Annotated in this window: 21 protein-coding genes and 1 riboswitch; of the genes, 10 read left to right on the top strand and 11 right to left on the bottom strand. The window is 62.5% G+C overall.

The annotated features are described in order from the left end of the window. The first annotated feature begins 8 nt into the window (after positions 1–8). Positions 9–120, top strand: a riboswitch (SAM riboswitch). 86 nt (positions 121–206) lie between these two features. Further along, positions 207–1220, top strand: a complete 1014-nt coding sequence (locus U0R18_RS19775; RefSeq protein WP_526371623.1) for a metallophosphoesterase — start codon at positions 207–209, stop codon at positions 1218–1220. Here the strand turns inward: U0R18_RS19775 and U0R18_RS19770 are convergent. Continuing rightward, on the bottom strand, positions 1199–2626 hold the full coding sequence (locus tag U0R18_RS19770) for an SDR family NAD(P)-dependent oxidoreductase (protein WP_526371621.1): 1428 nt from the start codon (positions 2624–2626) through the stop codon (positions 1199–1201). The genes U0R18_RS19775 and U0R18_RS19770 overlap by 22 nt on opposite strands. A gap of 107 nt (positions 2627–2733) precedes the next feature. On the opposite strand from U0R18_RS19770, the gene U0R18_RS19765 reads away from it, so the two are divergent. From U0R18_RS19765 to dcm, 3 genes are all read left to right on the top strand, one after another. Beyond that, the gene (locus U0R18_RS19765; protein ID WP_526371619.1) at positions 2734–5010 is read left to right on the top strand and encodes a RecQ family ATP-dependent DNA helicase; all 2277 of its coding nucleotides are present in this window, start codon (positions 2734–2736) and stop codon (positions 5008–5010) included. Then, positions 5007–6371 carry a DNA-processing protein DprA gene (locus U0R18_RS19760; RefSeq protein WP_526371617.1) on the top strand — a complete coding sequence of 455 codons (1365 nt, stop codon included), beginning with the start codon at positions 5007–5009 and terminating at the stop codon, positions 6369–6371. Before U0R18_RS19765 ends, U0R18_RS19760 begins: the two co-directional genes overlap by 4 nt. Before the next feature lie 214 nt (positions 6372–6585). Beyond that, complete coding sequence (gene dcm, locus U0R18_RS19755) at positions 6586–8544, top strand: DNA (cytosine-5-)-methyltransferase (RefSeq protein WP_526371615.1); 1959 nt, start codon at positions 6586–6588, stop codon at positions 8542–8544. Between the two features lie 21 nt (positions 8545–8565). Here the strand turns inward: dcm and U0R18_RS19750 are convergent, their stop codons facing one another. From U0R18_RS19750 to U0R18_RS19715, 8 genes are all read right to left on the bottom strand, one after another. Further along, complete coding sequence (locus tag U0R18_RS19750; protein WP_526371828.1) at positions 8566–9834, bottom strand: ATP-binding protein; 1269 nt, start codon at positions 9832–9834, stop codon at positions 8566–8568. A 42-nt stretch (positions 9835–9876) separates the two neighbouring features. Continuing rightward, positions 9877–10275, bottom strand: a complete 399-nt coding sequence (locus tag U0R18_RS19745) for a very short patch repair endonuclease (RefSeq protein WP_526371613.1) — start codon at positions 10273–10275, stop codon at positions 9877–9879. Between the two features lie 104 nt (positions 10276–10379). Next, entirely contained in the window at positions 10380–11546 is a 1167-nt protein-coding gene (locus U0R18_RS19740; RefSeq protein WP_526371611.1) for a DUF6339 family protein, read from the bottom strand. Further along, positions 11543–12436 carry a hypothetical protein gene (locus U0R18_RS19735; protein WP_526371609.1) on the bottom strand — a complete coding sequence of 298 codons (894 nt, stop codon included), beginning with the start codon at positions 12434–12436 and terminating at the stop codon, positions 11543–11545. The genes U0R18_RS19740 and U0R18_RS19735 overlap by 4 nt, the downstream gene beginning before the upstream one ends. Then, positions 12433–14451 carry a hypothetical protein gene (locus tag U0R18_RS19730; protein WP_526371607.1) on the bottom strand — a complete coding sequence of 673 codons (2019 nt, stop codon included), beginning with the start codon at positions 14449–14451 and terminating at the stop codon, positions 12433–12435. Before U0R18_RS19730 ends, U0R18_RS19735 begins: the two co-directional genes overlap by 4 nt. Further along, a complete protein-coding gene (locus tag U0R18_RS19725; RefSeq protein ID WP_526371605.1) occupies positions 14448–15443 on the bottom strand; it encodes a PD-(D/E)XK motif protein in 996 nt (331 codons plus the stop codon). The genes U0R18_RS19730 and U0R18_RS19725 overlap by 4 nt, the downstream gene beginning before the upstream one ends. Continuing rightward, positions 15440–18115 (bottom strand): Z1 domain-containing protein, encoded by a 2676-nt coding sequence (locus U0R18_RS19720; protein WP_526371603.1) that lies wholly within the window; start codon positions 18113–18115, stop codon positions 15440–15442. The genes U0R18_RS19725 and U0R18_RS19720 overlap by 4 nt, the downstream gene beginning before the upstream one ends. Then, positions 18115–18363, bottom strand: a complete 249-nt coding sequence (locus U0R18_RS19715; protein ID WP_526371601.1) for a hypothetical protein — start codon at positions 18361–18363, stop codon at positions 18115–18117. Before U0R18_RS19715 ends, U0R18_RS19720 begins: the two co-directional genes overlap by 1 nt. A gap of 248 nt (positions 18364–18611) precedes the next feature. Here U0R18_RS19715 and U0R18_RS19710 point away from each other — a divergent pair, with 248 nt between their 5' ends. Continuing rightward, positions 18612–20618: an MFS transporter gene (locus tag U0R18_RS19710; RefSeq protein ID WP_526371599.1), complete on the top strand. Its 2007-nt coding sequence runs from the start codon at positions 18612–18614 to the stop codon at positions 20616–20618. A gap of 156 nt (positions 20619–20774) precedes the next feature. After that, on the top strand, positions 20775–21968 hold the full coding sequence (locus tag U0R18_RS19705; protein ID WP_526371597.1) for a hypothetical protein: 1194 nt from the start codon (positions 20775–20777) through the stop codon (positions 21966–21968). On the opposite strand, the gene U0R18_RS19700 is transcribed toward U0R18_RS19705, so the two are convergent. Beyond that, entirely contained in the window at positions 21952–22344 is a 393-nt protein-coding gene (locus U0R18_RS19700; RefSeq protein WP_526371595.1) for a hypothetical protein, read from the bottom strand. The genes U0R18_RS19705 and U0R18_RS19700 overlap by 17 nt on opposite strands. Positions 22345–22764: 420 nt before the next feature. Between U0R18_RS19700 and U0R18_RS19695 the strand changes: the two genes are divergently transcribed. The 4 genes from U0R18_RS19695 (at position 22765) to U0R18_RS19680 (ending at position 25608) form a co-directional block, all read left to right on the top strand. After that, positions 22765–23154 carry a DoxX-related protein gene (locus U0R18_RS19695; protein WP_526371593.1) on the top strand — a complete coding sequence of 130 codons (390 nt, stop codon included), beginning with the start codon at positions 22765–22767 and terminating at the stop codon, positions 23152–23154. Positions 23155–23195: 41 nt separating this feature from the next. Beyond that, positions 23196–23681 (top strand): hypothetical protein, encoded by a 486-nt coding sequence (locus U0R18_RS19690; RefSeq protein ID WP_526371591.1) that lies wholly within the window; start codon positions 23196–23198, stop codon positions 23679–23681. 203 nt (positions 23682–23884) lie between these two features. Beyond that, on the top strand, positions 23885–24562 hold the full coding sequence (locus U0R18_RS19685) for a helix-turn-helix domain-containing protein (RefSeq protein ID WP_526371589.1): 678 nt from the start codon (positions 23885–23887) through the stop codon (positions 24560–24562). Between the two features lie 23 nt (positions 24563–24585). Beyond that, positions 24586–25608, top strand: a complete 1023-nt coding sequence (locus U0R18_RS19680) for a TIGR03617 family F420-dependent LLM class oxidoreductase (protein ID WP_526371587.1) — start codon at positions 24586–24588, stop codon at positions 25606–25608. Between the two features lies 1 nt (position 25609). Here the strand turns inward: U0R18_RS19680 and U0R18_RS19675 are convergent, their stop codons facing one another. Continuing rightward, positions 25610–26320: a hypothetical protein gene (locus tag U0R18_RS19675; protein WP_526371585.1), complete on the bottom strand. Its 711-nt coding sequence runs from the start codon at positions 26318–26320 to the stop codon at positions 25610–25612. Positions 26321–26349: the final 29 nt, after the last annotated feature.

Below are 26349 nucleotides of genomic sequence, written 5' to 3'. Positions count from 1 at the left end.
AGGAATTGCTTCACGAGACACCGTCGCCAAGCTCCGACTTGATGGTGCGCCAACCCCACGCTCGTGGGTGGCTCGGATGACGAAGCGGCCCGCACCGACCGGTGTTGGCAAGAGCGCCTCGACCCGAGGCTTGGACGGCGCGGCCATTGTGCTGGTTCGGCGCGACCTTTCACATGCAGCACTGCCACCGCAGGAGGAGGAACAGGATGACGGGTTACGACATCATCGGCGACGTCCACGGTTGCGCCGGCCAGCTCGAGGAACTGCTGACCGCTCTCGGCTACCAGATCAACGGCGCGACAGGCGAATACCGCCACCCCAGCCGCCGGGCCATCTTCGTTGGCGACCTCATCGACCGAGGCGACGAACAACTACGCGTATTGGAGATCGTCAAAGCGATGGTCGATGCCGACAGTACGTTGATTGTCATGGGCAACCACGAGTTCAACGCACTCGCCTACGCCACCGAATCGCCCACCGGAAGCGGCAAGTTCCTGCGTCCGCACGACGATCCGGACAACGAATACTCCGAAAAGAACGCGCATCAGCACAGAGCGTTCCTCGACCAGGTGACAGGTACGGATCGAGAGCGATACCTGCAGTGGTTCACCACGATTCCGATGTGGCTGGATCTCGGCGGGGTACGGGTGGTCCACGCCTGCTGGCATGCCGACTCGGTTGCGTTCGTCGAACAGCACTACGGTTCGACACCGTTCACAAAGGTACGCAATCTGGTCGAAGCGACCGACAGGAGCACCGAGCTCTACCGCGCGACCGAGACGCTGCTGAAGGGGCCCGAAATCAGCCTGGTCGACCACGACCATCCGCCGTACCACGATAAGGACGGCCATCCCCGTGACAGTGCCCGACTGCAGTGGTGGAACAGTGACGCCCGGACCTTGCGTGAACTCGCCGAAATGGGTGGCAATTTCACGACCGGATCCGGCGAGCCATACCCCGCGCTGCCCGAGCTAGAAGTAGCTCGCAGCGAGACGGATTTCGTCTACCGCAACGAGGTTCCCGTGTTCTACGGGCACTACTGGCGGCAGGGCTTGCCCAAGTACCTGCACGACTGGACGGACTACACCGCCTGCGTTGACTTCAGCGCCGTCAAGGACGGAGCGCTGACGGCGTACCGATGGTCCGGTGAGCGCAAGATCGATCCCGCGCACTACGTCTCGATCGCGGCGACAGGCACCTACCAGTTGCTCGGCGAATAGTCCTTCAGGAAGCAGCCATACAGATCCTCGCCGGCCTCGCCCCGCACGATCGGGTCGTACACCCGGGCCGCGCCGTCGACCAGATCCAGCGGCGCGTGGAACCCTTCGTCGGCCAGTCGCAGCTTTGTCGGGTGGGGCCGCTCATCGGTGATCCACCCAGTATCCACGGCGGTCATCAGGATGCCGTCCTGGTCGAGCATCTCGCCGGCGCTGGTCCGGGTCAGCATGTTCAGCGCGGCCTTGGCCATATTGGTGTGCGGATGGCCCGGACCCTTGTACTGACGACTGAACTGGCCCTCCATCGCTGACACATTCACCACATACTTGCGACGAGCTGGCGATGAGGCCATCGCCGGGCGCAGCCGACTCACCAGGATGAACGGCGCCGTCTGGTTGCACAGCTGGACCTCCAGCAGTTCCATCGCATCGACCTCGTGTACGCGCTGGGTCCAACTGTTGATCGCACTGGGGTCCGGGAGCAGGCCACCGGCGTCGATCGCGGTGCCTGCGGCGATTCGCTCCGGTGATGCGCTGCGGGCCTGCAGGGCCAATTCCGTTACCGCATGCGGTGTTTGGTGCTCAGCGAGGCTTCCGGCCAACGCGTGCGGATGCGCGTCGCTGACGTGATCGAAGGTGACGACGTCGACCCGGTCTACCAGTTCCCGGGGCGGGGTGCGCTCGGCTTCGACCAGCGCCGCGTAGGAACCGGGCGGTCGCCGCACCGTCTGGGCAGCGTTGTTGATCAGGATGTCCAGCGGTCCCTGGGCGGCGACCTCGTCGGCCAGCGCCACCACCTGTGCCGGGTCGCGTAGATCGATGCCGACCACCCGCAGCCGGTGGAGCCAGTCGGCGCTGTCGTCCATCGCCGCGAAACGGCGCACGGCGTCGTTGGGGAATCGGGTGGTGATGGTGGTGTGCGCGCCGTCGCGCAGCAGTCGTAGCGCGATATACATGCCGATCTTCGCGCGCCCGCCGGTGAGCAGGGCGGTGCGGCCGGTGAGGTCGGTACGGGCATTGCGTTTGGCCCGGTTCAGCGCGGCGCAGTCCGGACAGAGTTGGTGGTAGAACGCGTCGACCACGACGTAATGGTTCTTGCAGATGTAGCAGGCCCGCGAGCGCAGGAGCGTGCCCGCCGACGCACCGGCCGCGGTCGACACCAAGGGCAGACCCTGGGTCTCATCGTCGATCCGGCCGGGCGCCCCAGTGGCGGTGGCGGCGATGACGGCCCGGTCAGCGGCGGCCACCGCATCGCGCTTGGCGTGCCGGCGGGCCAGCTTCACCGCCTTGAAGACACCGGCGGTGGCGCGGCGCACCGCCACGACGTCCGGGTGCTCCGGCGGCAGTGACCGAACGTCGGCCAGCACCTCCAGGCAGGTTGCGAGCTTGTCCGGATCGATCGAATTCACGGTGCAACGGTACGGGCTGCTCGGGGAGGCCCCCGCGGTGCTGGTGGCGAGAACGCACCGGTTCAGGCCACGGAAGCCTTCTCGCTACTGAGGTTGAGCGGTCACATGTGCGCTTCCGCGTCGAGGAATATCCGGATAAATCGCCTGAAAATCCCGGAGGCTCCCGACACGCCGGAGCGGATCAATCTGATGGCCTTGCCGGTGCTACGCCGACGGGAGTGGTATCGACAAGCGGATCCGACTTCCATGTCGGATCGCGCTCCTACTATCGCTACGAGGGAAAGGGCGTCGTAGTGGTGAGGTTCCAGAAGGCAAGAGCTCTGCAGCTATTGCGTGCGGGCTCCGGTATCCCTGACGCCGAGTTTCGCGACGACCAGATTGACGCGATCACGCACGTCGTCGAAGGCCGTGGTCGGCTCCTGGTCGTTCAGAGGACTGGGTGGGGCAAGAGCTTCGTCTACTTCATCGCGACGAAGTTGCTACGGGAGGCGGGGCTCGGACCAGTACTGCTCGTGTCGCCGCTGCTGGCCCTGATGCGGAACCAGATCGAAGCTGCCCGAAGAATGGGACTCTCAGCTGAGGCCCTGCACAGCGAGATACCAGAGGCCACCCAACGGCAGATCGAAGCCGATTTCATCGCCAACAAGGTCGACATTCTCCTTGTCACCCCGGAGCGCTTCGCGAATGACCAGTTCAGATCAGACGTACTCGCTCCAGTGGCGGGAACCATCGCGCTACTGGTCGTCGACGAAGCCCACTGCATTTCCGATTGGGGACACGATTTCCGCCCGCAGTACCGCCTGCTCGGGCGGATCATTACGACGCTCCCCAGGAACCTGCGAGTACTGGCGACAACCGCAACGGCGAACGATCGCGTCATGCGCGATTTGGAAGACGTTCTGGGTCCCAACCTTCACGTGATACGCGGCGAGTTGAGCCGCGCCTCCCTCTCTCTCCAGTCGATCGCCCTGCCGAGCCAGGCGGCTCGTCTGGCGTGGCTCGCCGAGCACCTCGAGACGATCGAGGGAAGCGGCATCGTCTACACCCTGACAGTTCGAGACGCCCACCTGGTGGCCGACTGGTTGGAAAGCCGCGATATAACGGCAAGGGCCTACACCAGCAAGTCAGGTGATGCGCGCGAAGCTCTGGAGCGGGAACTTCTGAACAACGAGGTGAAGGTCCTTGTGGCGACCACGGCGCTCGGCATGGGTTTCGATAAGCCGGACCTCGCGTTCGTCATCCACTTCCAGACCCCGGGATCGGTGGTCGCCTACTACCAGCAAGTCGGGCGCGCCGGGCGCGCGATCGACTCCGCGTACGGAGTGCTGCTCAGCGGGTCAGAGGACGCGGATATCACGGGATGGTTCATCAAGAGCGCGTTTCCTACTCGTGATGAGGTCGCGGCCGTCCTCGGACAACTTGAGGCACATCCGGACGGCCTTTCAACACAAGGCTTGACGACGCGCGTCAACGTGCGCCAGAGCAGGATCGACAAGGTGATCGAACTCCTGATGCTGGAATCACCAGCCCCGATCACGAAGGTTGGCAGCAAGTGGCAGCTCACAGCGACGACGCTGAGCGATGAATTCTGGAGCCGCGCTGATCGACTAACCGAGCAGAGACGCAACGAGCGAGATCAGATGCAGGAATATGTGGCGCTGTCCTTCGGGGAACACATGACGTTCCTGATCGATGCGCTCGACGGTGACGCGGGCGCTGTGTTACCACCTGCGCTGCCTCCCTTGCCGGCGGAGGTCGACGCTGGCCTCCTCCTCGAAGCCACAGAATTTCTACGACGGACCCACGTCGCGATCGAACCTCGAAAGAAGTGGCCGGAGGGCGGGCTACCTTTGTACGGCGTCAGAAGCAATACCAAAATTCCAGCGGAACGGCGGGCGCAGACGGGTAGGGCTCTGTGCATTTGGGGCGACGCGGGCTGGGGATCGATCGTGAAGAGCAACAAGTACCGAGACGACCGTTTCGGCGACGAACTTGTTGAGGCGTGCGCGATGATGTTTGAGGAATGGTCACCTGATCCGACACCGATGTGGGTGACGGCCATGCCGTCCCTTGGTCACCCTGAACTCGTTCCCGACTTCGCGAAGCGCCTTGCTAACGTTCTGGACCTGCCGTTTCGTCCCGTCCTGACGAAGGTCGCCGCTAGGCCCGCTCAGAAGACGATGAACAACAGCGCGCAACAGGCTCGCAATGTCGACGGGTCTCTCGCGGTCAGTGAGACAGCACTTCTGTCCGGGCCGGTTCTGCTCGTCGACGATATGGTCGATTCACAATGGACGATGACGATCGCGGCATGGTTGTTACAAAGCGCAGGGAGTGGGCCGGTCTACCCCCTGGCGCTCGCGTGGGCTGGTGGTGATGAATGACTCGACCACTGAGCCCCAATACCGAAGCCATCCTCCTGCTGACCGCACCTCTCATAGCCGGTAAGAGCAAGTCCTCACCTGATCTACTCACACCGGGTCAATACACCCGGCTCGTGCGCCATCTGCAGAACAACCACCTCACCCCGGCCGACTTAGTCTCCCCAGATGGCACCAAGGCGGTCCGCACTTGCGGACAGGTGATCGAAACGGACCGTCTTGAACGTCTGTTGAGCCGCGGATTCCTCTTGGCCCAGGCACTCGAACGCTGGCACTCGCGCGCAATCTGGGTCATCAGTAGGTCAGATCCCGAGTACCCGCGAATCCTGAAGTCGCGATTGAAGAACGACGCACCTGCGTTGCTTTACGGGTGCGGTGAAGTGTCGGAGTTGAACTCGGGAGGCTTGGCGGTCGTCGGTTCCCGTCATGTCAACGACGAGCTTGTGCGGTACACACAGGCAGTTGGCGCATTCGCGGCTCGATCTGGAAGTGCCATTGTTTCCGGCGGGGCCAAAGGTATCGACCAGGCCGCCATGCACGGAGCGCTGGATGCCGGCGGGCGAGCCGTCGGCGTACTGGCGGACGGCCTGGAGAAGGCCGTGGTAGCACGCTACAACCGCGACATGCTTCTCTCGAAGCAGCTGACGTTGCTATCTCCGTACGATCCGGCAGCGGGATTCAACGTCGGAAATGCCATGCGCCGCAACAAGTTCATCTATGCCTTGTCGAACGTTTCTCTTGTCGTGAGTTCTGACTTGGAGAAGGGTGGGACTTGGGCTGGCGCAGCTGAGCAGCTCACCAAGCTGAACCTCGTGCCCGTGTATGTAAGGTCGACCGGTCCTGAGTCGGACGGACTCGAAGGCCTCACGCGCAAAGGTGCGCACCGATGGCCGAACCCCACCAGTGCCGAGGACTTTCGATCCCTGCTTAACGCAGCCGACGGGGCCGCCGAGGAGGCGCAACCTAATTTGCCGTTTCCCGAGGCCGATGCAAGCGTCGACAACAGCGGTGTGTACGACGACGCATCACCTCCACCTTCGGCCGTAGCTGCGGCGGCGGCACCAACCGATGCAGTCAGCGGGTCGCGCGCCCGGAGTTCATCGAACAGCACAGCATCCACGGCTGAGGAACCGCTTGGTGAGCCAGTAAATAGGCTGGAGGACAAGCTATTTGAAACAGTCCGTGACCTCATCCGGATTCTCGCGGGCGATACCGCCCGAATCGATGACATCTCGACAGCGTTGGCCGTTACAACCAGGCAAGCGGAGCTGTGGGTTGGGAGACTGTTGGAGGAGGGAGTCCTCGAAAAGGGCCTGGAGAAGGACAGCTTTATTACCAGAGCGCCAAGAGTCCCCGCAGGTTAGCGCTCTTTGTGGCATGACCCGATCGGTTGATCCATGGCTTATGAGAGTCTTCCTGCCCACGTTGTGGGCAGGAAGGCTCGACAAGGTCATTGCGACGAGGAGACGGTACTGTCCGGAGCAGATTGCGCGCAAGCTGATGGCCGCCGACTGAATCCGGACGGAACACCGAACGCCGAGACCCCGGAGTGTCGGTTCCGCCCGATACTGTTATATCGTGCCGAGCAAGACCGAACAGCATCGTAAGAGCAGCACCTATGGTGTTCGCCTTGTCCGCGGTCCCTTCGTCAAGCTCGAGCCCCACACAGACCACACAGACGACGTCCGTAAGTTCCTGCGATATGCGCAACGGCTCCGACGGCAGGGGGAGCTACTCGCCGCCGACTTTTTCAGCGGCGCCGGCGGTCTCAGCCTCGGACTGGAGAAGGCGGGTTACAAGGTTGTATTCGGAGCCGACCATGAGCCGTTCGCGAACCGAACTCACGCGCACCACTTCGGGGGAATGTCCGTCGACTGGGATCTGTCCGATCCAACAAAGGTCCATGAGGTAGCAGAGATCTGCCGGGCCGCCCGTGTCGACCTCATCGCCGGCGGGCCACCTTGCCAACCTTTTTCGAAGGCTGGCCGGTCGATGATCAGACACCAGGTGGAATCGGGACTTCGTGACCCGCACGACCGGCGCCGTGACCTCTGGCTTTCATTTCTTGAGATCGTCCGTGTGGCTAAACCACGTGCGGTCTTAATGGAGAACGTGCCGGACATGGCACTCGACCGCGACATGTTCATCCTGAGAAGCATCGTCGAATCACTTGAGCAGTTTGGCTACAGCGTCGAGGAGCGGGTTGTTGATGCCTGGCGGTATGGCGTACCGCAGTTCCGGCAGCGGCTTCTTCTTGTGGCGCTAAAGGGCAACATCAAATTTGATTGGCCGGCCGAATCCAAGCGGAAGGTCACCGTTTGGAACGCAATCGGCGACCTTCCGGAGGTTGAAGGCGGTTGGCGCCCCGAGGGCGGTGCCGACGGCTGGGCGAAATACGCGGGCCCCTCAACACAGTTTCAGCTCGACATGCGCGCCGACGTGCCCGCGTCTGACAGTGCGAAAGTATTCGATCACATCACACGACCCGTGCGCGAGGATGACCGCCAAGCGTTCGAGATGATGACACACGACACTAAATACACCGATCTGAACGCCGAGCACCAGCGGTACCGCGGTGACATTTTCGATGACAAGTACAACCGCCTCAATGAAAACGACCTCTCCCGGACGATCACTGCTCACATCGCCAAAGACGGTTACTGGTATATCCATCCCCGGCAGAGCCGAACGCTGACTGTTCGCGAAGCAGCCCGGCTTCAAACCTTCCCAGACACGTTCCGGTTCGATGGGCCGCCTTCCGCGGCTTTCCGCCAGATCGGCAACGCGGTCCCACCCCAGCTGGGTTACGTGATGGGGCAAGCGATTCTGGCTTCACTCGACAAAGCCGGCGATGCCGGCCCCCGGACACGGGAAATAGCGGAACTCTTGGCGTCCTGGTTCGATAGCAGGAAGGGATCTCTTGCAGTGCCCTGGATCGAGGCAGGTTCTCGGTGGGAGGTCATCGCCGGCGAGACTCTCCTCGATCGCGCATCTAGCAGTTCGATCCGGAGGATTTGGCCCATACTCCGAAAATTTCACGCCACGAGCACAAACCGGGCTTCGAAATCTGATCTCAGAGAAGGTCTGCTCGACATGGCCCAAGTTGTCGGGCGGGCCAGTCGCGCCACGTCGGTCCTCTCCCTCGCCGATGAGTTGACCCAGTCGCAAGACCTTCTCGATGGCCAAGCCGACGCGATCAAAAGCGTTACAGGGCTTACGGATTCCATCGTCAATCTAGCGGTCCTAGTTGTTCCAGGCAACTCAATCGGGTGCGAGGACGAGGGGGTCGACGAACCCGTCTTGGTTACCAAGGGCGTGCTGAGGGTCGCCCGACGATTTCAGGCCAATGCCGTCGACCGGAAAAACAAGATGACAGATGGACGTATGGCCGTCGCCCGGATGATTGGGTTCGGCCCCGACGCGCGTCGCGCACATCTGGGCCTGATCGAACTCGCAAACAGTTTATGCCGCCCGGAAAGTCCGGCCTGCAACGAGTGCCCCCTCGCCAAACACTGTGCAAAGGACGGAGTTTCCTGACCGTGTAATGCTGAAGCCGGCCTACAAACCGAGGGCACTAGCGATATCGGGATCCGACTGGCGGAGGACTCCGGCAATCTTCTTGAAGGCCTTGTACTCCCCTGCCTCCAGCGCTGCGGCTTGCAGTGCCAAACCTATTTCGGAGGCCTGAGCAATCTGATCGCTGCTCGGCTTTGGCTTCTCACCCTCCGGTTTGGAGCCGGACGACCTCCGATACACCTCATCAGCAATCGAGCACATCTCGTTGATGGGGCGCTCGACCATCTGGCGCAGTTGGGCAGGAATGGACACACGCATCTTCGCAACATTGATATTGAATGCTGCGTCCAAATCAGTGTCGAAATCCACACTCGCCCTAGCGAGTTTGGTGTGTTCGTCGATACCACGGATCCCGAACCATCCGCCCCATTGCACCAAGCGATCAGCGCGGTAGGTGTACAGCCCCTGCTGACGGTTCCACTTGAGGGGGCCCGAGAGCCTTTCGAACTCTGTGTGATTGCTGAACTGGTCCCGACCCGGCAGAACATATCGACGTAGTGTCACCGTGCCGGTTGATTCTCCATGTTGAATCTCGAACACTTCTTCGGCGAGTTCTTTGGTGCGTCGCTCCGAGCGAGCGAAAGGATCCCAGGCATGCAGCTTCTTCCCGTTGACTGTGATTACCACAGAACCAGCTTTTGCCTCACCCGCCAGAAAACGGTGAAAGACCATCGACAGATGCTCTGACGCCTTGTCGGCAATCGTCTCGAACCGCCGACGGGCCCACCCTCCTGTTGCATTGCGAGAAGGAACTACACGATCAAGCTTCTCCCAGATCACCACCGTGCCTGAACCGTCTTCGAGTAAGTTCCGGGCACGGTCGATTACTTCGGTCCGCTCCGGATCGATGATCAGCCAATCGTCAAACTCAATCACGAGATCAAGATCCAATTGACGCGTGAGGGTCGGTCTGCGGACACCTTCCTTACGTGTCACCACAGTCAAAGAACGTCCCTGGGACAACGATGCGGTCTTCAAGCCGAGGCCGTACCGCCCGAGATCCCCACGCCCGTAGGCTCGCCGGCTACCAAAGCGCATCGCTTCGGTCAGACCGTTCACAGTCATCCCCTGCCCATTGTCTGCAACAAGGACCCTGGACTGATCACCGTCAAACTCGATGAATACGTTCACCTCAGTCGCACCAGCGGTGATGCTGTTGTCCACGAGATCGGCGACAGCAGAGCTGAAGTCGTAACCGATGTCACGGAGTGAATCGGTCAGACGAGCTGCGGACGGTGCCACTGCGGTCATGCGGGCCACGGTCGTCCCCTTTCTACTTCTGAGTCCAGGATCTCATGGATACTGCGGGTCTGCGGTGAGGGCGTCGGTCGTTTCGCCCACACGTCGTCGCCAAAGAGCGTGAAGGGTGGCCGCTGCAGCTGCGGGGTCGTCGTGCTCCCAAACATGGAAAGGCAGCCAGCCGAGTTCCCGAAGGGCCGCGTCCTTTCGGTAGTCCCGTTCAACATTCGCCTCAAGTTTCTCAGCCCACCATTTGGCATTATTCTTCGGAGACGTGCCGTGATCTGGGCATCGATGCCAGAAGCAGCCGTCCACGAATACCGCGATCCGTGCCCGGGTGAAGGCCACATCGGGTTTGCCCGGCAGGGTACGCAGGTGCGTCCGGTACCTCATGCCAAGTTTGTGGAGCTCATGGCGCAACGCTTTCTCGGTTCCCGTGTCCTTGGTGGGCATGACACTCATCTGACGGCTGACGACCTCGCTCAGGGGCTGCGGGCCTTCGCGGCGAAGCTGCCTCTCTCTCACCATGCCGGCTCACCCATCGCTCATCGATCTCATCATCGAACCGCCGTGTGGTGGTCAGCGGCCGTCACGCCCGTCGAGAAGTCAGCCTTGGGTGGCCAAGCCTTGTCGACGTATGCGGATGAGTCGCTCAGGACGTAGTAGGTGCCACGCCGCACTCCACGGCTGGCGAGTAGGCCGTCCTGAACAAGTGCCTTCAACACTTCGCGTGCTTCTCCTGCGGTTATCGGGACAAGCTCCCGCAGACTCGTGTTGGTCACTCGCCCCGCGTTCCGGGCGATCGCTAAAGCAGTCTTGGCAACGCTGTCAAATTCGGGACTCGCGGCTGGTGCCGAACCGACTGAGCCGGCGGTCTCAGGGATGGTGATTCGGTCGATGGCAGTGACCCCAGGACTCACATGAGGAATGTCCCAACGATCTTCTCCAGTCTCGATCTGCGCCGGAAGTCGGTGGCGTCCTGCACGCTCGGGTTCCCCGCCCGAGACCCCTTCGGCGGCCGCGGTAAAGCATTGCTCGACAATCGTCCGTAGATCCTCATCTGATAGACCCGGAAATGCGACCACTGGAGTCAGTCGGAGGAGCCGCTTCATCGCGTCACGCATCAATTGCATCCGGGAATCTGCCGCTCCGTCATGGACGCGGGCCAGGAATTCAATGGCCACGGTCCGAGCTAGCCGGCGGTCGCGCGCGATGCTCGGCCTTTCCATGATGTTCACCAACTCGTCCTCACCCAATTGGGTGAGGTCAATGTCGGTGCCAAGCATCTCGGCCCGCCACCACAGTCGCCGGAATGTGTTGCGATTGATATTCCCTATGAACCGCCGGTCGTCGGCACCCTCCCCGAAACGCCATACCGCAACGTCCATCAACCAGCAGCAGGTTAGGTAGCTCCACACCTCTTCGTACGAGGATTCGTTGGCGGACATCGGCAACATCTCATGGAGGATGCGGGCGGTACGTCCTTCGAATCCCGAGATATCGCTGATTCGACCCGGCATTCCGTAGTCGGTCGCGATCTCAACGACTGCTCCACGCAGCTCGGCGAGGTCACTTTGGTCGATACGACGACCGCCCACGGGGCTGTACGTCACCACTCGCGATAGGTCCGGCATCGCACCGCTGATCTCTGCCAAAGCCCGACACCGGTGCTCCGCAATCAACTCGGTGGCCGCATAGCGATCAAGGCGCGGGAGAACAATCATGCTATTGCTCCATATCGCGCTTGGAGTTCGGCGCTTACGCGTGCCGCATCTTCCTCGATTCGAGTTCGCAGCGCCGGCACGGTAACTCCCGGCCAACATGAGGTGATCAGGTCCGCGATCATCCGGCCGATGGTTCCGTCCTCAAAGCCGTCCGGTCTGTCGACAAACCGCTCACTTCGGAGGGCGCCTTGGATGAGCGACCTCGCCACATCGAAGGTGACGAAGGATCTCAGCATCCCAGCACGGGCATCTGCACTCCCCGACCGCAACATCGCGGTTATCGATTCATGGCCGGAGTTGACCAATAATCGCAGCCCCCCGAGTACCGGAGCCTCCAAGTCGTCGGGGTTCCATTCGAGAAGCCATGCGGCGTCGTCTGGGCAGTAAGCAATCGAGGTGAAATCGACTGCAGTTATGGGGAATCGCGCTGCGCCACCTTCGAGCGCAACGTTGATTTCCTCGTTCCAGAGGATCGCTCCTCTCCGCCGCGGAGAGATGCGGGAAGGATCGGCGCCAGGGTGGCGCAGTATCAGTTGTGTTTTCAACGTAAGTCGTCCACCGGCTTCAGCGCCTGGGACTGTCAAGGCGAGGGCTGTCCGTATCAGGCCGCTCAAGCAACCCAATTCGATGATGGTTCCCTCACCGCTGATTCTGGTTCTGTTTGAGTACCAATTCGCTGTCAGCGCGAACGCGGAATCAGCGGCCAACCTGCACGATTCTCTGACAGTGTCGATATCGACCTCGACGATACGGACCAGATCCAGGTCGAGGAAGGGATCCCAGTGATCGACGCTATCTCCGACTTCCGATCCGTCTGCGGTGCACCAATTGCTCGGGGATACAACGGATTCCGGGGGGAGAAGATAGGGGACAGCTTTTGGAGTCTTCATACTCGGTCCACCGTAAGATCGACCCGCATCATTTCGTCGCGGAGCGCAATCTCGACAGTCCATCTGCCGTCTGCGTCATCCGGCCCGACAATGACGTCTGGTCCGACGTATCGCATCCCGCTGGGGCTGAGCCAACCGTGCACGCTCGGCGGGACGTAACCGACGGGCGGCTCAGCCTCCACGAGTCCGCCGTCGTTCGTCATGATCTCGACCAATGCCGAAAGGCGAACGCGGTTTCCCCTCGTCCGCAGCTCAAACGGGTAGGCGATGACGGCAGTGTCATCGTCCGAGATGTGAGGCATCGGTTCCCCCGCTGTCCGCGTCTGAGGCGGCGGTAGAGGCCGAGGCGACGTAGCCCCGTCACCTGAGCCGGGCGAGCCATTAGAGGAGTTTTCCAGGTGCCCGGCATCACCTCCGGAAGGGGAATTACCATCCGCGGACGGCGCATCTACCCAGACGTCCTCGGTGGCGGCGTCGACTTCCCTCCGACCCGGTGCGCGGCGGCCCTTCTTCTTCGTTGAAACTCGTTGTTGTGCTGCAGGTCGCCTGGCTCCGGGCCCGTCAAAACCCGGCATCAAAGTCGCCAATGCGTCGGCGAACTCGCCGAGAGGAATCGCGTCAGCGTTGTTGAGATCTACGACGGCTGCGTTATAGCCCGCTGCAACTCTGCATTTCCCCAGTATGCGGTCCAGTGCAATATTGACTAGCGATCGTGCCTGTTTGTCTACCACCGCACGTGCGACCCAGTCGTCGTGAGTAGGTGGCTCCGACGCTTTGAACGCATCATCGACGTCCAGTGCGCACTTGAAGACGCCGGCGTACCCCATTCGACCGGCTGGCGGAACAGCCCCTGACAGGTACGTGACGACAAGTTCAGGTGTCCGCATCAATGCAACATGGTGGACTGCTGCCGCAGTGGCGCGAGCGCCGCGCGGTACTGGTCGGTCAGGCAGATCTGCTGGAGCTACGGGGCCCTTCTTTATCACCAGCCGCCCCAGCTTGCGAGCGGGCCGCAGGCTACTGATCTCCGTGTCGATCGTGAATTCGTCCAACGCCTCTTCTGAGGGCTCTTCACGCAGGCGGTCCATCGCCTCGACGAATCCGCGGAGCCGCGGGTGGCTTCGCGCATCAGGAATTCGGACCGCTTTTCCGTTATCGCTCAACGAGAACTTCATCGTGTGCTTCACGCCACCGCGTGTATCGATCATCTTCGGCCAGAAGTTCCACACCAGGCAGTCGGCAATGAAATCCATTGTGGAGTCAGATCCGTCGTCGTCTTCGATCGCCACCGACGGCGCAATGATCAGCACGGTCGTTCCCAGCCCATCCGTTCCGATCCGGGCAGGCAAACCGAGAGCTTCTGCGAGTTCCGTCGCGGCGCTGCCAGATATTGGCTCTGGAACTCCGTCCTCAACCTGGCCCCACCAGTGACGACCAGTAAACGGAACGCCGCCATCATCGAAGGTTTCCCCGAGCGCACAGCCGAGCAATCTCCGCTCAAAGCGGCCGGGCTCCGGCTCACACAGCGTATCAATGATGACCGTCCGAGCCGCGCTTGCAATGTAGAAAGCGGCCTTGCCGTACCCGAACGACCCACCCCCGAAATCTTTATCCGGTGGTTGACCGATGTTCCGTACGAAGTCGACGAAATCCCTTGGCTCTCCGGGCCGGTCCGCTCTGGTTGGCCCGGCAAGACCATGGGTGCCGAAATCCGCAAAAAAGAGCGTCCGCATTCCCTCAACAAGCTGCTCACCGAGCCCGAGTCCAGGCGGTGGGTCGACAAGCACTTGCCCCATCAGGAGGGCAACAGCTTCTCGGCTGAGTTCAGAACGCCCGATGGCGACCTGGATCCCAGGAGAGTCCGGCCGCTTCGCATCCCAACAGTTCTGAACAGCTTCTCGGACCAACACCTCCAACGGCTCGGTGTCTGGGCGCCCCAGCTGGTTGAGAACTCCGATGGCGGCCAATCCACCTGTTGCGCTGTATGGTTCGGAGTAGCGCTGCAGTACAGTCACGATGCAACACCCGTCGCCAACGATCTGGTCAACTCGCGATATTGCGCATCGCCAACTGCGGAATCGAGAATTCCCTCGAGATCAATCACATACGCGATATCGACGACTCCGCTTGGTCTTTGGCCATCCACGAAGGAGCCTGGAACGATACGAGGAGTCTGATCCGTCACCGCAACGGTGACGCGTTCGCGCACCTCGAAGGCTGTGCTGTCGGTCGCTGGCAGATCTGCTGCCCCGATTCCACTCGCGGCCAGCGCTTGGAACAGCCGCTCCGCCATGACTCCAACCTCTAGCAGTTCGTCCACAAGCGCCGGCAAGCGGACTGCACCCTGGTGAACCGATTCCAGACGAACCAGATGCAGGTAGAGGTGCACCCCCTCCGGAGGCAGCAACTGATCCTCGCCGTGAATCGTCACGCGGTATCCAGTGTGCGAGCGCGTCGTCTTCACCTCGAGAGCTGTTGTTTTACTGCGCATGTCATGTCGATGACCAAATGGTCCCGTCCAGAACGAGATATCGACGACGCCTGACTGCTGTACCGCGTCGCGGACCACCAGGAGCTCTCCCAGCACCGAACTAACCTTGTCAAGACTTGGAGGCCCAGACGGTGGTGTCAGGAAGCTCCGCCATCCGGACAAAACGCCAGCGACAGCCGTGGCGGGACTATCGCTTGTAGTCAGCATGCGCTGGAGTACGGCCGCTGAGAAATGATCGAAAACCTCGGAGAGCGCACCGAAAAGGCAAGCGACATCTAAGAATAGGTGTTCGCGACCCTCTATGTTGAGGTGACGGTTTGTAACGGTGAGAGTCGTGACCTCTGGATTCACCTCAGTCTCTACGTCAGTCTCAAGTAGCAGGTGCTGGTGTGACTGCTCGTCCAGACCTACATACGCACCGTTTGCGGATGGCAGAGGAAGGGTTATCAAGCCGTTCTGTCCCACCGCGCCGTGGGTTGCCAGCGCAGCGTAGGCAAGTCGGATCTCGTCGATCACGTGATCTCCACTTCCAGCTCTGTGGGTTCATCGGAATCGTCGGGCACTTCTACCTCGACCGCCGGCATCGACGCGACATCTGCGGTCACGTACTCGACATTCGCTCTCGTGGAACGGCTTTCGGGGAACACCAGGCCGACGCCGAGGACATGCTCTTCCGCCGCCAAGGCCTCGCGGGTCTTCGCTGTCCCACGGACGGGACGGCTGTCTTTGGAAACCGGATACAGCAGCAGCAGTCCTGAGCCGTCTCCGTACCCACCACGCTCGGGGGCACTCCGGAATCGAGCCAGGTCGGCCGGTTTGGTGTCGCCTGTCAAGGTCCCGACAGGGAGGCGCAGGTCGATCACTCGGTCATTGCGACTCATGAGCGCCTTTATGTCTGCGTATGTCGTGTCACCGATCTGCAGCAGCCTCGCCCGGTTGATACAGCCGACCTCGTCGTCAAGGCCAACATCCATGGATCCCAGATAATCGGAATCCGTAGCGCGACCCATTATCGCGATATTGAATCGGAGAAGTTCGCCCTCCTCACGTCTGTCCAGGATGTACCGACTGATCAGCGGACTATCAAGATCGCGACTGTTCTCGTGAAACTGGTAGGCGGAAAGGAAACTCACTACATCCTGCGAGTCGACACCCTCAAGGATCGTGATGCCGTCTCTCAGTTTCCAGACGTGGCTCGGTTGCGCGGCCGCTAGGAGGTTCCGGCCGGCTTGGATGTTGTCCACCAACCACTCGCGGTTGCGGTGATTGAACAAGATTGTCTGCAGCCTCCTGCCGGCGTAAGAGGCTTCAGCGGTTCGCGCATGCTGCATCTTGGCGGCAGAAGTGATGGCCAACGACGGGTGGGTACGGATTCTCGGGCCAAATTGCTCTGGAGTCAGATGCTCGACCTCAAGTCGCTCGACGTCGTAGCGGATCTCTTGTTCGACCGACGCCAAATGGTGGAACCATCCGCGCATCTCGTCAGTCATCCAGATCCGGGTGAGATCGGCGTAGCCAATCCGGTAGCCGAACCAGCGACCCATCTGCAGAAGGGTGTCGTATGCGGAAGCTGTTCTCACAAAGAACGAAACCGCGAGTCCTTCCAGCGTCAATCCCCGGGAGAGGGTATTGCCACCGACTGCAACGATTACGCGAGGGTTCGCGTCATCGAACGACAGCCGTTCGGTGCTTCGCGAGTTGTCGACAATTACCTCGGCAGCCTCAGCTACGGCTGGCAGAACCTCAGCGAGGGTCTCCCATTCCATCGTCGTCAGTTCAAAGTCTGCCGCTGGTACCCTTTCACATTCGTCCAGCCACTGACGTTCCAGTGAATCGAGCAGGACGGCATCTCCCCGTTGGATTCTCGCATTCAGTAGCTTCAGATGATCATTGATTGCCTGAGCGGTGCGTTCATGCACATCGATGTGCTGAGACGTATGAACCAATGCGGTCGCATGGCGATTTCCTTTGCCGCGGACCCGTCTTGCCGATGTGCTTAGCAGGAAGTACCGCAGCGCCGCGTCAAGGCTGTCGGTGATCCGCGGTTCGAACTCCGCTCGTTTGGCCGCGCCCTTGGGTTTGAGGTCATCCAACTCTTCCGTCGGAACCGACCTGACAAAATCGTGGCCATCGTCCTCGATATCGACCGCATCGAAATCGAGCGGTTCTCGGCCGAAGATCGCTTCTGGGCCGATGTACGGCAGTGGTCGCGGCAGGTCAACGATGAAGTCGCGTGGGTAGAGATCGTTATATTCAGTCGGATCGATCAGTACATTCGCAAAGGGCGTGGCCGTATATCCGACGTAAGCGGACTTCGGCACCTTATTGACAATGTCGCGAATAAGTCCGTTGATACTCGACGGCTGCCGATCCGGTTTCGACGTGTTAACGGTCGCTTGGTCCGCTTCGTCGTCAATGATCAGCACCGGACAGGCAGCGAGAACCTCCGGACGGGCAGAGAATAGCCATTTCTTCAGTGCACGGAGTCGCGGACCGTTCTTCTTTACAACGGCTAGGACGCACTGCCGTTGCGTGGAAAGCAGGGCATCGACATTCGCGGTCGGACGGAAATCTTCCTCATCGGTGAGTCGGTGCCAGATGTTGCTGTTCTGCTCCCAGAGTTGTTCGTTCAGACGATCCTGAGTCTGCTGGCGTAGCGCGTCATGAATGCCGGAAAGCACGACGAACAACCGATAGCCCGCGTCCGCGGCCTTCGCGATTACTGCAGTGAAGTTGGTTGTCTTGCCACTCTGGACATAGCCAAGGACCAAACCCCGACAATGGTATTCGCCGCCACCCGCCGGGTTCGGCAGATTCGCAATGACCTTGGTCGAAGACTGATCGAGATCCGAGATCATCCCGGCATCCCAACCCTCATCGCGGAGGATCCCTACCAAAGCAGACCAGTTCCGGTCTGAATCGCGTGGGCCCGGATACCACGATTCGATGTTTCCAGCCACCACTGACGTGGGCGTCTGAGCATTCTTGATCAGCTCGTTCAGTTCCCTAATCTGCAACGCCGCGGCTTCAAGCTTGCCCGTATCCTTTACCGTTTCCCACAAGTCTGCGACCGCTTCGTCGAGTGTGAGCGACGGGCTGTCCCGAATCGTCCGCGCTAACAACTTCACGTATGGATCCTCGGCGGACAACGAGTCCAGATTTGGCAATCCGTTCACGGAGTCCAACATCAGCCCTCCTCTTTCGCTGCGCCCGAGAGCGATAGACCCAAATCTGGAAAGGCTTTCCGCATGATGCGGATTAGGTCGGCCGCGCGCTGCTGATCGATCTGGAGCATTTGGCTCGTTGTGCCGTCAGACGCGTAGGTCTCAAGTTGCAGTAGCCCCTCGCCAGGATCGAAGGCCCACCCGCAATCAACACGCGTTCGGTAGCTGACCGTCCTGTCGCTCCGGTACGTGAAGCCGGTGATCAACGCCATTCCAATGCCCCCTTGGCGCCTTCGCGCCGCACTTACACGAGTGTCAGTTTCAATCCACCGAGCAAGATACCGCGGAGCAACGACACGGTTGCGGTTATGACGATCGACTTTCGCAGGCCGCGGCATGAAACGCCTTCTCACGCTGGATGTTGACTCAAGTAGGGAACAACCCTGCCCATCCGGAGGTTGCCCCCACACATGGCCCCAGCCCACCGGACCCCTCGCAAGCCGAACTCCAGGCTCCCCTGATGCGCCAAGGACCCCTCGCCGGCCGCTACCCGGCCGTGGCCGCCATGGTGACTCTGGCGCTCATCCCCTACCTGGCACTATCGGCCGCGATCGACCCGTTGGTGCCGATCATCTCCGAGCAGCTGCACATGAGCGCCCAGGCGATGAGCCTGAGCTCCGGGCTGGGCAATGCCGCGTATGCCGTCGGGACTGTCTTGGCAGTTCAGTTCGCCCAGCACCTGCCGCAACGCCGCATGCTGGTCATTTACGCGATAACGCTGGCCGCCGGATCAATACTCGCTGCCGCAGCCCAGAACCAAGCCATGTTCGTCACCGGCCATATCGCCCAGGGCCTGGCCACCAGCATGCTGCTGATCGCGGCGGCACCCCCGCTGACCATCGGCTTCCCGCGCGACAAGCTGCGCAACACCGCCGTCATCATGAACATGTGCGTGTTCGGCGCGGTCGCACTCGGCCCGTTCCTGGGCGGCGTGCAGGCCGAGGCCCACAACTGGCGGCCGCTGTTCTGGATCGTCGCCGGTATCGCGCTGCTGGCGCTCCTCATGGCCGTCCTGACATTCGAGGACGCCCCGCCGGCCGACCCCAGCGCGCCGACCGACCTGACCGCCATCGCCCTGGCCACCGTCGGCTGTGCGGCCGCGTTCATCGGCGCGGCCCAACTGACCACCCACAGCTTCGGCGACCCCGCCGCAATAGCGCCGATGCTCGCCGGCCTGGCCCTGATCATCGTCCTGATCGTCTATCAGTTCTGCGCGGCCCGGCCGCTGCTGACCGTGCGGACCATGCTCACCAGTTCCATCCCGGTCGCCGGCGTCGGCGTCGCGCTGTTCGCCGCGGGCGCCTCGGTGGCCGCAACGGTCCTGACCGCCAACGTCTTCATGCAGCACTTCAGCCCCGTCCAGGTCGGCCTGCTGTACCTGCCCGAGCTCGGCGGCGCCATCGTGATGGCCGTCGTCTTCGGGGCCGTCATCACCCGCCGCGCCATGCACTACCTGCCGCTGGTCGGCATGATGCTGCTGGCCGCGGGCATCCTGGTGTTCCGCGCCGCACTGCCGACCAACGTGCCGCTGATCCTGCTCGGCTCGCTGCTGACGGGCCTGGCCCTCGGCGCAGCCGTCGCCCCGGCATTGTTCGTCGCCGGCTTCTCGCTGCAATCGGCAAGCCTGCAAAGGGTTTTCGCGATCATCGAGCTGCTCCGCGCCGTCGCGGCGTTCATGGTGGCTCCCGTCCTGGCCCACGTCGCACTGTCCGCATCGAACGACCTGACCAAAGGCACCGACACCGCGCTGCTGATCGGATTCGGCCTGGCGATCGCCGGCGCAATCTTCGGCATCACCGTCTACATGCTCAGCGGCGCCCGCCCGCAGACACCGGATCTCGGCGAGATTCTCGACGGCGACTCCCCCGCCTGGTACTCCCCGCCGCTGCTGGCCCGGCTGCGGCGGAACCTCCCGCCACGACCGGCGACCGCGCCCGCAAAGCGCACCACGGCACCGGTAACGTCCAAGGGCCCGATCTTGTTCGCCTACGACGGCACCGACCGCGCCGCCCGCGCGATCACCCACGCCGCAACACAATTGGCCGGCGGCCGCGACGCCGTCGTGCTCTGCGTGTGGCGACCCGTCGACGTCGGCTTCACGCCCATCGGCACAACGCATTTCGACGCCGACAAAGCCGGTGAGGTCCGCCGTGCCGCGGAGCGGACCGCAGAACACGGCGCGACAATCGCCGAACAAGCCGGATTCACCTCCTGCAGCCTCGCGGTCGAGGCGGCACCCACCTGGCAGGGCATCGTCGAGACAGCCGAGAGCTACGGAGCCAGCGTGGTCGTGCTCGGCCCGCATCGCCGTTCCAAGTTGCTGGGCCAGCTGCAGGGCAGCGTCGTCGAGGCAGTGCTGGCGCACACCGATGTCCCCGTGCTGGCAGTCCCCGAGCCAACCAACAACGGCACCAACGGCTTTCGCGCCGACGATCAACGAGAACTCTCGATCTCCGCAGCGCGATAGCAGCCGCGGACGGGCAAGCCCATATCCGATCCCTTCCGACTCACCCCCGGATGTGGGATAGTGGCTCCGTCAACCGGGGGCTGTTATGGCGAACACGCGCGGTGCACTGAAGGCACCGGATCGAGACTCCACGCCCTGCACTGTCTGCGGGCGGCCATGACCGATACCGGCCCCGAGCGGCCCGATCCGCGCGAACGTGTCGCCGAAGCCGTGAGCAATCTGCGCAAATCGATCGACCGCGTTCACACTGAGGTCCGGGACGGCTCACTGACGTGTGGACAAGTCAGCGACGACCTTACCGCGGCCGGCAGCACGTTCAGCGAAACGGCGGACAGCTTCCGTGAATACGCGTCGAACCCGATCGACCAGGCCACCGTTGCGGTCTTCCTGGTCGGTGCGGCGGCAGATCTCGCACACTTCCTGCCGTTCGACGACGCGGACCGCGACACGTCGGCCGTCGAAGTTGCTATCCAGCTTCCCCTTGCCGGGACTCCGCAACCGGCGACGTTTCCGGACCGAGCGGAGGCGTTGACGCACCTATCCACTCCTGCGACCGACGCCGACGGTCCGCCGATGACTGCTGAATTCGCTTCGGGGTGGGCGGGAGCACCTCACCCGTTACCGCCCGGCACCGTGCAGGCCCACCCGCCGCCTCGGCGTCCGCGCTGGTGGCGGCGGCTGTGGAATCGGTTGAAAGGGACCAAGAAGCAGCCCCCGGAAGCCCTCGACCTTGTCTCGACCATGGTGGAACGCGCCGCCGGATCGGGTGTGAAAGTCATGAAGGTCGGGCTCACGGGCGTGCCTGACGTCGTCGAGCTCCTTGCTGCCGACCATCCCGTGATCGCCCAGGCGATGCATCAACTCGGCGACGTCGTCCACGGTCTTCTCCAACGCGCCCTTGATTTCATCCAGCCGTTGTTTGCCGGTGAGTGGACGCAACATCTGAAGATCTTGTTCAAAGGCGTCGAGGGTATCGGTGGTTTGTTTGACATCCTCGAGATCGAAGAGCGGGCCGCGAAGCACCTGGTTCCCATACTCGACAATTGGCTCGAGGTGGATGCCGTCCGCGACGCGCTGAGCAATCGGGACCTCTCCAGTGCCGACAGTCTTGCCGCCATCGGCAAGCTCGATACCTACAACCGTCGCATGGTCGGCTGGGTAAAGGGCGCTGCGCCGTTCATCCTCCCGCCGCTGGGTACCATCACGGTCGTCGGAGTTCCGGCATTGCCGATTGGCATCGCCGTTCTCCTCGGCTGGATCTTTCTGGTCAGCGCCGACCACCTCAGCTCCGATATCCGTTGGCGGCCACATGTTTTCGCAGGAATCTTGGAAATCACTCCTGCGGCTTGATTTTCCACTGCTGGGCGATCTCGTTCAGGTCGTGCTGTTTCTCCATTGTGTTCCGATGGTGAAGTGCGCCCCGCTGGGCTTCGGCGTCCGCAGCCATCCAGCTCATGTTCGCTTCGACGTATCGCAACGCCGCAATTGCGTCATTGGAGTCGGCGCCGACGTAGACCTCGAGCGGAGCTCCGCAGGCCAGGAGGAATCCGGCCCAGCGCGGGGATGGGTCCCACCGCCCGTCGTCCTTGTCGTACCGTGGGAAGCTCTCGAACTCGACCGTCAGTCCCGCCGACGTCATCAGGAACGATTCGTTGTTGGCGCCCCGTCCGGTGATCGAGACGCCGGATGTCGACTCACCGCGGGACATCACTATCAGTTCGATCACCCCGGAACGAAACAGTATCGACTCACTGAGCCGCACAGGATCCAAGCGTCCATCGACGAACCACGCCGGCACCCGGCGCTCGGAACCAGAGTTGTACCAGCCCAGATGGCGCATTTGGCGCAGGTCATCGATTGTGAATTGCCAACGTACCGCCCCCATGCCGCCAACCTACCAAGCAATCGGGCCCGACGTGGGAGAACATGTTGCAGTACAACACTATTCAAGGACTCCGCTCGCGGAGCGGCCTGCTGAGCGCCGCAACACCAGGCTGCTGCTTCGGCCAGCGCGAGTTAGCACTGTCCCGACGCGTGCCCACCATGTCGCTCCGAGGTGGGCAGAAAGACTTCCCCCGCTCCGCGGCGGTGCAGAAGTGACGGGTGTTACCCGCCCAGCCGAACCCGCAGCGTCTACGCTCAGCCCATGACACCGTTGCGCACCCTGACCCGGATCGCCCTCGGCGCGATCATGACCTTCGCCGGCGTCTCGCATCTGACCTTCGCCCGCCAGGAGTTCACCGCCCAGGTGCCCGACTGGTTCCCCATCGACACCGACGTCACCGTGCTGGCCTCCGGGGCCGCCGAAATCGCCCTCGGCGCTTCATTTCTCGCGCTACCCAACCACCGCAAGCTGATCAGCCGGCTGCTCGCCGCGTTCTACGTGGTGATCTTCCCCGGCAACATCGCGCAGTACATGGAGCACACCGACGCGTTCGGCCTCAACAGCGATCAGGCCCGACTGATCCGGCTGTTCTTCCAGCCGGTCCTGGTCGCCGCGGCGCTCTACGCCGGCGGCCCACAGCGCGACCGGTAACCGCTCTCGACACAGCAGGATCCACGCCATACCGTCGAGAAATGACCGATCAGACCCCCGCGGTTTACCTGTCGCATCCGCCCGCCGCACTGTTGCGCATCGCCAATCCACTGCTGGCGGCCCTGCTGCGCACCCGGCTGCCGTTCCCGATGCGCGATGACCTAATGGTCGTCACGGTCGCCGGCCGCAAGACCGGACGCACGTACACCATCCCGCTGAGCGCGCACTTCATCGACGGTGCGCTGTATGCGATCACCACCGCGCCCTGGAAGTACAACTTCCGCGATGGTGCCACCGCCCAGGTGCTGTCCGACGGCACAACCACGACGATGCACGGTGAACTCATCACCGACCCCAACGTCGTCGCCGACCTGTCGCACCGGGCCTCACAGTCCTACGGCGTCAAACGCGCGCAGTCCATGTTGGGAGTGAAGTTCCGCGACAAGCGGATTCCCAGCCTGCAGGAGTTCGCCGAGGCCGCCGCGCGGGATCACTTCGCAGCCATCCGGTTCACGAGTTCGACCTAGGTCAGCCTAGGCAGTTGCCGGGCATGGTTCGCCCAGGGACCGCGTCAACGAACCAGCCCGAGATGGACCCCTCGACCACCTCGAGAAACGTTTTTGCGGCCTTATGATCAGGTGCGTTGCTCAGCATCGTGTCGCACGACATGGTGATGCGCGGACGCATCGAGTGGACCAATTTGGTCCAGTTTTGACGGTGGGGGAATTTCGTGAGCGAGCTGGGTGATTTCGTCCGGGCCGCGCGGCGGCGAAGCGGACTCAGCGTCGAGCAGTTCGGCCTGAGAATCAACCGCGGCCAAAAATGGATCTACCGCCTCGAGACGGGTGGCCGTTGCCAGCCCGATCTGTCGGACCTCGAGGCAATAACTGTCGCCTGCGGGCTCACGGCGTGGGAAAGGCGATACCTGTATCTCTTGGCGGGAAGGCCGTCCACCTGGCAGCCGGGCGAACCCGACATCGCCGAATACTTGGAACGCGTACCAGAACCACGCGCGTGGATCTCGGCGAGCGGCAACTACTTCAACTCGGAGTTCCGCCGCCTCTTCCCCGGCTGTGAGGGTATGCGGGACATGGTGCACTGGCATTTCGAGCACCCGATGGCAAAGGTCGTCATCGTCAACTGGTCCGAGATCGCGGACTGGTGGGTTGCCACCGGGCGGTTGCGGTGCGCCTCAGAACCCGACAACGCAGCCCTCGCGGACTCATTGGCGAAGAACCTCACCAACGACGCGTTCCGCGAACTGTGGCAAGCCCAGACGATTCCGCATGACCCCGCCCCGCGGATATGGGTGGTCCGGGACGGGCGCCATGAAGTCAATGTCGAAGTCCAGATCTGGCGGCACGCTTATCTGAGCGGTGCGCTGCTCGCCGGGTTCACCCGCGAATGATCGCCCGGCGTAACCTTCCACCCGTGCACGTCGACGTGATGACCGTCCCGCAACCACTGACCAAGATCGGCGACCTCGCGCGACAGGTCCAGACGGCTGGGTTCTCCGGCCTGCTGTTCACCGAAACCGGCCGCACCGCCTACCTCAACGCCGCCGTGGCTTCCCAGGCCGCACCCGGCCTGGATCTGTCGACCGGTGTCGCGGTCGCCTTTCCGCGCAGTCCGTTCGTCACCGCGGCCTGCGCGTGGGAACTGCAGGAGGGCACCGGCGGTCGGTTCCGGCTCGGGGTCGGCACACAGGTGCGCACCCACGTCGTCCGCCGATATGGCGCCACTTTCGAATCGCCCGGCCCGCGCCTGCGTGACTACGTCCGAGCGGTCAAGGCCTGCTTCGCGGCGTTCCGGTCCGGAAAACTGGATCACCATGGCGATTTCTACGACCTCGACTTCATCACGCCGCAGTGGAGCGCCGGACCGATCGACGCACCCGACCCGAAAGTCGATGTCGCCGCGGTCAATCCGTGGATGCTCCGGATGGCCGGTGAGGTTGCCGACGGCGTGCACGTCCACCCGCTGGGCGAACCCGGCTACATCGCCCGCCACGTCATCCCGAATGTGGCTGAGGGAGCAGCGAAGTCGGGACGCTCACCATCGGACATCGCGCTGATCGTGCCGGTCATGACGATCGTCGGTGACAGCGATGAGGAGCGACATCGCGAGCGCGAACTGGTGCGTGCCAGCATGAGTTTCTATGGCAGCACGCCCAATTACGCGTTCATCTGGGATCAGGCGGGATTCGAGGGCACCACGGCGAGGATCCGGGAGAAGCAGAAGACCGGCGATTTCGCGGGCATGGCTGCCCAGATCACCGACGAGCACATCGCCACCTTTGCCACCGAATCGACCTGGGACGGCCTGGCCGACGCGCTGGCCGCGAAATACGGCGGAATAGCAACGCGTATCGCGATGTACAACGCCCTGGGCGATCGCGAACGTATGGAGCGTTACGGTTCCGTCGCGAAATCTCTCATCCAGCTGGGCTCCTGAGCTATCCGATCAGAGCGGTCCGCATCTGCGGCGTCATCAGATCGGCGATGTCGTTCCACGGCACCGTCACCGGCAGGTAGTCCCCCAACACGTGCGCGACGGGAACGTAGACGTGGAACCCTTCCGGCGTCGGCACCCAGTCCAGGAAGGTGTCCAGGGCTGGCTCCACCGGCTCGGTGCGGTTGTCGATCCGGGTCACCAGCGTCGCCAACTTGTCCGCGGCGGCTTGCGGGTCGGTCCAGATATCCGTCAGCAGAACAGGTTTCGCGGTCCGGGCATCGATCACGATGGTCGCCACACTGTTGTTCGGGTGCGCCGCGCCCTTGGCGTACCAATTGAAGATCGCCACCCCGCCCACCACGTTCGGGCCCAGCGCGGTGACCCGGCTGCCGCCGCCGTCCAGCAGCTCGCCGTCGTTGATCGTGGTGTCGACGGCCGGCCCGAGCAGATCCTCGAGGGCCGCGCGCATACCGCTGTTGAAGCGGTCCCGGACCGCCGGCGCGCCGCCGGCCAGCTGGGGCAGGGTCACGTCGACGGTGTTGGTGCCGCGGGTTTCGTTGACCGCCACCGTCGTCGCCGTGTATGCGGCCGCCGAACTGGTCCCCGGACTGGTCGGCGTCGTGACCGTCTCCGTGGTGGTCGACCCGCCCTGGGGCGCGCACGCCGTCACCCCGGCCAGCATCAACACCATCAACCCGCGCCGCACGATCATCGCTCGATGTTAGGCCGCGCCTCCGCTGC

Source organism: Mycobacterium sp. (assembly GCF_046330795.1).
Lineage (GTDB): Bacteria > Actinomycetota > Actinomycetes > Mycobacteriales > Mycobacteriaceae > Mycobacterium.
This window is presented reverse-complemented; position numbering and strand designations above follow the sequence as displayed.

What these genes read in the sequence shown, in the direction of transcription:
- U0R18_RS19775 (WP_526371623.1), top strand. Translation starts at nt 207, where the DNA reads ATGACGGGTTACGACATCATCGGCGACGTCCACGGTTGCGCCGGCCAG.
- U0R18_RS19760 (WP_526371617.1), top strand. Translation starts at nt 5,007, where the DNA reads ATGACTCGACCACTGAGCCCCAATACCGAAGCCATCCTCCTGCTGACC.
- U0R18_RS19750 (WP_526371828.1), bottom strand. Translation starts at nt 9,834, where the DNA reads ATGACCGCAGTGGCACCGTCCGCAGCTCGTCTGACCGATTCACTCCGT.
- U0R18_RS19745 (WP_526371613.1), bottom strand. Translation starts at nt 10,275, where the DNA reads ATGCCCACCAAGGACACGGGAACCGAGAAAGCGTTGCGCCATGAGCTC.
- U0R18_RS19740 (WP_526371611.1), bottom strand. Translation starts at nt 11,546, where the DNA reads ATGATTGTTCTCCCGCGCCTTGATCGCTATGCGGCCACCGAGTTGATT.
- U0R18_RS19735 (WP_526371609.1), bottom strand. Translation starts at nt 12,436, where the DNA reads ATGAAGACTCCAAAAGCTGTCCCCTATCTTCTCCCCCCGGAATCCGTT.
- U0R18_RS19720 (WP_526371603.1), bottom strand. Translation starts at nt 18,115, where the DNA reads ATGTTGGACTCCGTGAACGGATTGCCAAATCTGGACTCGTTGTCCGCC.
- U0R18_RS19715 (WP_526371601.1), bottom strand. Translation starts at nt 18,363, where the DNA reads ATGGCGTTGATCACCGGCTTCACGTACCGGAGCGACAGGACGGTCAGC.
- U0R18_RS19710 (WP_526371599.1), top strand. Translation starts at nt 18,612, where the DNA reads ATGCGCCAAGGACCCCTCGCCGGCCGCTACCCGGCCGTGGCCGCCATG.
- U0R18_RS19705 (WP_526371597.1), top strand. Translation starts at nt 20,775, where the DNA reads ATGACCGATACCGGCCCCGAGCGGCCCGATCCGCGCGAACGTGTCGCC.
- U0R18_RS19695 (WP_526371593.1), top strand. Translation starts at nt 22,765, where the DNA reads ATGACACCGTTGCGCACCCTGACCCGGATCGCCCTCGGCGCGATCATG.
- U0R18_RS19690 (WP_526371591.1), top strand. Translation starts at nt 23,196, where the DNA reads ATGACCGATCAGACCCCCGCGGTTTACCTGTCGCATCCGCCCGCCGCA.
- U0R18_RS19675 (WP_526371585.1), bottom strand. Translation starts at nt 26,320, where the DNA reads ATGATCGTGCGGCGCGGGTTGATGGTGTTGATGCTGGCCGGGGTGACG.